Source organism: Streptomyces viridochromogenes DSM 40736, assembly GCF_000158955.1.
Classification (GTDB): Bacteria; Actinomycetota; Actinomycetes; order Streptomycetales; family Streptomycetaceae; genus Streptomyces; species Streptomyces venetus.
Genome location: NZ_GG657757.1, coordinates 6,411,297 through 6,417,658 on the forward strand (window position 1 = coordinate 6,411,297; position 6,362 = coordinate 6,417,658).

At 72.0% G+C, this 6,362-nt stretch carries 6 protein-coding genes; 4 read left to right on the forward strand and 2 right to left on the reverse strand.

Translation table 11 applies throughout. The features are described 5' to 3' along the window. Positions 1-6 precede the first annotated feature (6 nt). The 4 genes from ispG to SSQG_RS28400 all read left to right on the forward strand — a co-directional run bounded on the left by ispG (position 7) and on the right by SSQG_RS28400 (position 4,647). Positions 7-1,164: a flavodoxin-dependent (E)-4-hydroxy-3-methylbut-2-enyl-diphosphate synthase gene (gene ispG, locus SSQG_RS28385; RefSeq protein WP_003993347.1), complete on the forward strand. Its 1,158-nt coding sequence runs from the start codon at positions 7-9 to the stop codon at positions 1,162-1,164. Positions 1,165-1,398: 234 nt separating this feature from the next. After that, positions 1,399-2,253, forward strand: coding sequence for a GNAT family N-acetyltransferase (locus tag SSQG_RS28390; protein ID WP_039933791.1), 855 nt, complete (start codon positions 1,399-1,401; stop codon positions 2,251-2,253). Between the two features lie 90 nt (positions 2,254-2,343). Further along, a complete protein-coding gene (locus tag SSQG_RS28395; protein WP_039933792.1) occupies positions 2,344-2,874 on the forward strand; it encodes a GNAT family N-acetyltransferase in 531 nt (176 codons plus the stop codon). Between the two features lie 72 nt (positions 2,875-2,946). After that, positions 2,947-4,647 (forward strand): proline--tRNA ligase, encoded by a 1,701-nt coding sequence (locus SSQG_RS28400; protein WP_003993352.1) that lies wholly within the window; start codon positions 2,947-2,949, stop codon positions 4,645-4,647. Between the two features lie 517 nt (positions 4,648-5,164). On the opposite strand, the gene SSQG_RS28405 is transcribed toward SSQG_RS28400, so the two are convergent. Next, positions 5,165-6,064, reverse strand: coding sequence for an aminoglycoside phosphotransferase family protein (locus SSQG_RS28405; protein ID WP_003993353.1), 900 nt, complete (start codon positions 6,062-6,064; stop codon positions 5,165-5,167). A 51-nt stretch (positions 6,065-6,115) separates the two neighbouring features. Beyond that, positions 6,116-6,362: DUF4439 domain-containing protein (locus SSQG_RS28410; protein ID WP_039933793.1), on the reverse strand; the 247-nt coding region annotated here is incomplete at its 5' end.

Consider the following 6,362-nt stretch of genomic DNA (forward strand, 5'->3'; position numbering starts at 1 on the left):
CAGCAGATGACTGCGATTTCTCTCGGCATGCCGTCCGTTCCGACCAAGCTCGCCGAGCGCCGGAAGAGCCGGCAGATCCAGGTCGGACCCGTGGCGGTCGGCGGAGACGCCCCCGTCTCGGTGCAGTCGATGACGACGACCCGCACCTCCGACATCGGCGCCACCCTCCAGCAGATCGCCGAACTCACCGCGTCCGGCTGCCAGATCGTCCGGGTCGCCTGCCCGACGCAGGACGACGCCGACGCCCTCTCGACCATCGCCCGCAAGTCGCAGATCCCGGTCATCGCCGACATCCACTTCCAGCCCAAGTACGTCTTCGCCGCCATCGAGGCGGGCTGCGCCGCGGTCCGGGTCAACCCGGGCAACATCAAGCAGTTCGACGACAAGGTCAAGGAGATCGCCAAGGCGGCCCGGGACCACGGCACCCCCATCCGGATCGGCGTCAACGCCGGCTCCCTCGACAGGCGCCTCCTCCAGAAGTACGGCAAGGCCACCCCCGAGGCCCTGGTCGAGTCCGCCCTGTGGGAGGCGTCCCTCTTCGAGGAGCACGACTTCCGGGACATCAAGATCTCCGTCAAGCACAACGACCCGGTCGTGATGATCGAGGCCTACAAGCAGCTCGCCGCGCAGTGCGACTACCCGCTGCACCTCGGCGTCACGGAGGCGGGCCCGGCGTTCCAGGGCACGATCAAGTCGGCGGTCGCCTTCGGCGCGCTCCTCTCGCAGGGCATCGGCGACACCATCCGCGTCTCCCTCTCCGCGCCTCCGGCCGAGGAGGTCAAGGTCGGCATCCAGATCCTGGAGTCGCTGAACCTCAAGGAGCGCGGCCTCGAGATCGTCTCCTGCCCCTCCTGCGGCCGCGCCCAGGTCGACGTCTACAAGCTCGCCGAAGAGGTCACCGCCGGCCTCACGGGCATGGACGTCCCCCTCCGCGTCGCCGTCATGGGCTGCGTCGTCAACGGCCCCGGCGAGGCCCGCGAGGCCGACCTCGGCGTCGCCTCCGGCAACGGCAAGGGCCAGATCTTCGTCAAGGGCGAGGTCATCAAGACCGTCCCCGAGTCGAAGATCGTCGAGACCCTCATCGAGGAGGCCATGAAGCTGGCCGAGCAGATGGAGAAGGACGGCGTGATCTCGGGCGAACCGTCGGTGGCGGTCGCCGGCTGACGTCATCGGCGGGGGCGCGGGGACCTGTGTGTTCTTCGGGGGCGCGGGGCACTGCGCGTTTCTTGGGGGCGCGGGGCTGTTGTCGGTATGCGGCTCCGCCGCGTGGGCGCGACGAGCCACAACGCACCCGCACCCGCCGGTAAACGGTCACTCCCGAGCTCCAAGGCGCCCCACCCGAGCAGCGCAGCTATAGTGCGGAGACCAAGCCGACCCCAGTGTGTGAGGGCCCCGCACGTGTTGACGCAGACCACCTCCCGGGTCCTCGAACCGAGCGACCTGGACGCCGCGCTCGCCGTACTCGACCGTGAGCCGGTCGCGAACGCCTTCGTGACGTCACGGGTGCAGATCGCCGGTCTCGACCCGTGGCGGCTCGGCGGAGAGATGTGGGGCTGGTACGAGGACGGCATGCTGACGTCCCTGTGCTACGCCGGTGCCAACCTGGTCCCGATCTGCGCCACCCCGCGCGCCGTGCGCGCCTTCGCCGACCGCGCCCGCCGGGCCGGCCGCCGCTGCTCCTCCATCGTCGGCCCCGCCAAGTCCACCGCCGACCTGTGGCGGCTGCTGGAACCCCAGTGGGGCCCGGCCCGCGAGGTCCGCCGTCACCAGCCGCTCATGGTCGCCGACCGGCTGCCCGAGGCCGAGACCGTCGCCCCGGACCCCTACCTCCGCCGCGTCCGCAAGGACGAGATGGAGAAGATCATGCCGGCCTGCGTGGCCATGTTCACCGAGGAGGTCGGCGTCTCCCCACTGGCCGGCGACGGCGGCCTCCTCTACCAGGCCCGCGTCGCCGAACTCGTCGGCTCCGGCCGGGCCTTCGCCCGCTTCGACGCCGACGGCAAGGTCGTCTTCAAGGCCGAGATCGGCGCCGCGACGGACCGTGCCTGCCAGATCCAGGGCGTGTGGGTGGCCCCCGAGTACCGCGGCACCGGCCTGGCCGCCCCCGGCATGGCGGCCGTGCTGCGCTACGCCCTGGCCGACGTCGCCCCGGTCGCCAGCCTGTACGTCAACGACTTCAACACGGCGGCCCGCAGGACGTACCAAAGGGTCGGCTTCCAAGAGGTCGGAGCCTTCATGAGCGTGCTGTTCTGAAACGCCCTGAGAGGCGCGGGGAACTGCGCGGGCAACCACATGCGGCCGGCACCCGTACGACAAACCGGACCCCCCTGTAGGCTCCCCGCCATGGACCTGGTGATCGGCCCCCTCGACCTCTCCGCCCATGTCGACGAGGCCTTGGAAGTCCAAGCCGTGGCATTCGGTCTAGGCCCCGACGAAGTAGCCGTACGCCGTCAGATCGTCCTGCGCCACATGACCTACCCCGGCGCCCGCGCCCTCGGGGCGACAGTCGGCGGCACCCTCGTCGGGTTCGTCTACGGGATGCCCAACGACCGCACCCACTGGTGGTCCACCGTCGTGGAGCCGTACCTCAGAGCCAACCGTAACGACCAGTGGCTTGACGACTCCTTCGTGATCACCGAACTTCACGTCCACCCCGGCCATCAGAACCGCGGCATCGGCCGCTCCCTGATCACCACGATCACCGACGGTGCCGCCGAACCCCGCTCGATCCTCTCCGCGATCGACACCGCGAGCCCCGCCCGCGCCCTCTACCGCTCCCTCGGCTACCAGGACCTCGCCCGCCAGGTCCTCTTCCCGAGCGCCCCCAAGCCGTACGCCGTGATGGGCGCTCCGCTTCCGCTGCTGCGCCGCTAACCGATTTCCACCGCCCCGTACCCCACAGATAACCTCCTGCCATCACCCACACGTAGCAGGAGCAGAGGAACCATGGCGAACGCACCGGTCCAGCGCATGTCCCAGTTGTTGGCGAAGACGTTGCGCGACGACCCGGCGGACGCCGAGGTCCTCAGCCACAAGCTCCTCGTCCGCGCCGGCTATGTACGCCGTACCGCCGCCGGCATCTGGAGCTGGCTGCCCCTCGGTAAGAAGGTGCTGGCCAACGTCGAGCGGATCGTCCGCGAGGAGATGGACGCCGTCGGCGCGCAGGAGGTCCTGCTCCCCGCCATCCTGCCGCGCGAGCCCTACGAGGCCACCGGCCGCTGGGAGGAGTACGGCCCCGAGCTGTTCCGCCTCCAGGACCGCAAGGGCGGCGACTACCTCCTCGGTCCGACCCACGAGGAGATCTTCACCCTCCTGGTGAAGGACCAGGCCTCCTCCTACAAGGACCTGCCGGTCATCCTCTACCAGATCCAGAACAAGTACCGCGACGAGGCCCGCCCCCGCGCGGGCATCCTGCGCGGCCGCGAGTTCCTGATGAAGGACTCCTACTCCTTCGACACCGACGACGAGGGCCTCGCCCAGTCCTACGCCCTGCACCGCGAGGCCTACCAGAAGATCTTCGCGCGCCTCGGCCTCGACTACCGCATCTGCGCCGCGACGGCCGGCGCGATGGGCGGCTCCAAGTCCGAGGAGTTCCTCGCCCCGGCCGAGGCCGGCGAGGACACCTTCGCCGACTGCCCGAACTGCGACTTCGCGGCCAACACCGAGGCGATCACCTACGAGCTGAAGCCCGTCGACGCCTCCGGCGTGGCGGCCGCCGAGGACATCCCGACCCCGGACACCCCGACCATCGAGACCCTCGCCGCCTCCCTCGGCGTCCCGGCCTCGGCCACGCTGAAGAACCTCCTCGTCAAGGTCGACGGCGAGATCGTCGCCGTCGGTGTCCCCGGCGACCGCGAGGTCGACATGGACAAGGTCGAGGCGCACTTCGCCCCGGCGGCCGTCGAGCTGGTCACCGAGACGGACTTCGCGGCCCGTCCCGACCTGGTCCGCGGCTACGTCGGTCCGCAGGGCCTGGACAAGGTCACGTACATCGCCGACCCGCGAGTGGCCCCGGGCACGGCCTGGATCACCGGCGCCAACAAGGCGGGCACGCACACCAAGAACGTCGTCGTGGGCCGCGACTTCGAGGTCGACCGGTACGTCGACGTCGTGGTCGTGCAGGAGGGCGACCCCTGCCCGAAGTGCGGCACCGGCCTCGTGCTCGACCGGGCCATCGAGATCGGCCACATCTTCCAGCTGGGCCGCAAGTACGCCGACGCGCTCAAGCTCGACGTCCTCGGCCAGAACGGCAAGCCGGTCCGCGTCACCATGGGCTCCTACGGCATCGGCGTCTCGCGTGCGGTCGCCGCCCTCGCCGAGCAGAGCGCCGACGACAAGGGGCTGTGCTGGCCCAAGGAGGTCGCCCCGGCCGACGTCCACGTCGTCGCCGCCGGCAAGGCCCTCCAGACCGAACTGGCCCTGGACATCTCCGGGAAGCTGGCCGCGGCCGGCGTCCGCGTCCTGGTCGACGACCGGGCCGGGGTCTCCCCGGGCGTCAAGTTCACCGACTCCGAGCTGATCGGCGTCCCGCAGATCCTGGTGGCCGGCCGGCGCGCGGCCGACGGCGTGGTGGAACTGAAGGACCGCCGCACCGGCGAGCGCGAGGAACTGACGGTCGAGGAGGCCGTCGCCCGCCTCACGGCGTAACCCTGCGGGCGGCCGCCGCGAAGCCTGGCCTGCGGCGTCTCACAGTGCGATGTCGCAGGCCTGCTTTCTACTCGCGGTGTGTTGTCGCGCGCTTGCCGGCTCGTGGTGTGAGTGTCGCGGGCCTGTGCGGCTCGTGGTGTGTTGTCGCGGTGCGGCTGCCGCGGGGCTGTCCGCTTCGCGGTGTGGTGGTGCGGGGTGGGTTGTCGCGGGGGTCGTCCGGTTCGCGGTGTGGTGCTGCGGGGCGGCTGCCGCGGGGCCTGTGCGGCTCGCGAAACGGTTGTCGCGGGATTCCGTCGGACTCGCGGTGTGATCGCATGTGAGCCGCCAGCCGCCAGCCGCCAGCCGCCAGCCGCCAGCCACCAGCCGCGAGTCACGCTCCGCTCATGCGCGGGTCCGTCCCGCCCGGGCGCTACCGCGACGCGTGAGCCCGCCCGGTGTTCCGCGCGGGCTCACGCGTCGCGGTCTCGGGCCCGTGTCCCGTACCGGTACGGGCGTGAGCACCACCACAGCCGGACCCTCACAGCCAGCCGGCGAACTCCAGGAGCAACTCCGCGTCCCGCGGCCGCCCCACCCGTCGAGCCCGCACTCCCGATTCCACGGCCCGGAACAGCGTCCACCCCCGCAGCCGTTCCTGGTCCACGTCGAGCGACTCCGCGAGCCGTTTGACCCGCCGCCGGGTCGTCGCGGCACCGGACGGCTGCGCGATCAGGTCCTCCACCCGGTCGCGGACGAGGCGGGCCAGATCGAACGCCGACTCGCCGACCACCGGGTCGGGCCCCACGGCGAGCCACGGCATGCGCTCACCGGACAGCACCTTGCTCTGCCGGAACGTGCCGTGCAGCAGCCGGTGGTCGGGCGGCGCGGCCAGCAGCTCCGTACGCGCCCCGAGCGCCAGATCGACCAGCTGGGCCACCTCGGGGTCGCTCTGCGCGCTCGCCCGCATGGCCTCGGCCTGCCGCCCGGTCCGCTCGGCCACCGTCTCGAAGGGGAAGTCGGCGGGCGGCTCGACCCACAGCCGCCGCAGCGTCCCCGCCGCCTCCAGCAGTGCCTTCGCCTCCGGCAGCGACCGCACCGACACATCCGGATGCAGCCGCTCCAGCAGCAGCACACCCTCGGTCGCGAGGGGTTCCAGCAACTGAACAGCACCCCGCCCGCCCCAATGCGCGAGCGCGGCCCGTTCCGCCTCCGGCCGGGCCCGGGCCGGCGCGAGCTTGAGCACGGCGGGCGTTCCGTCGGCCCTGCGCACCAGCACGACCAGGCTGCTGCGCCCGCCGGGCACCTGCACCCGCTCCACGGTCAACTCGCGCAGCGCGACGGCCTGCTGAGCCGCCTCGGCCAGCTTCTCCAGCCAGCCGTCACCGTCCGGGGCCGTCTCGCCGAGCGCCCTGACCAGACGCGTCGGCGGTTCGAAAACCATGCGCGAGTCGTTCCCTTCGTGCTGTCCGCGGTGCGTGCCCGCCCCTGCGCGTCACGCCGTGGGCGCCGCCCGGGGCGGAGCCGTGCCCGCCCGCTCGACGAGCCCAGGGAAGGCTACGCTCTCGCCGCGCCAGCGCACCGCCCGCACCGCCGCCTCCCGCAGCGCCCCGGCGGCCAGGGACCGCCGCGGGCCGCCCGCCGCGCGCACCAGGTCCGAGTACACCCCGGCCACCCGGTCCTCCAGCTCGGCGGCGAGCCGCACGGCCGCCGCCGCGTCCGGGACCGGGAACGGCAGCGCG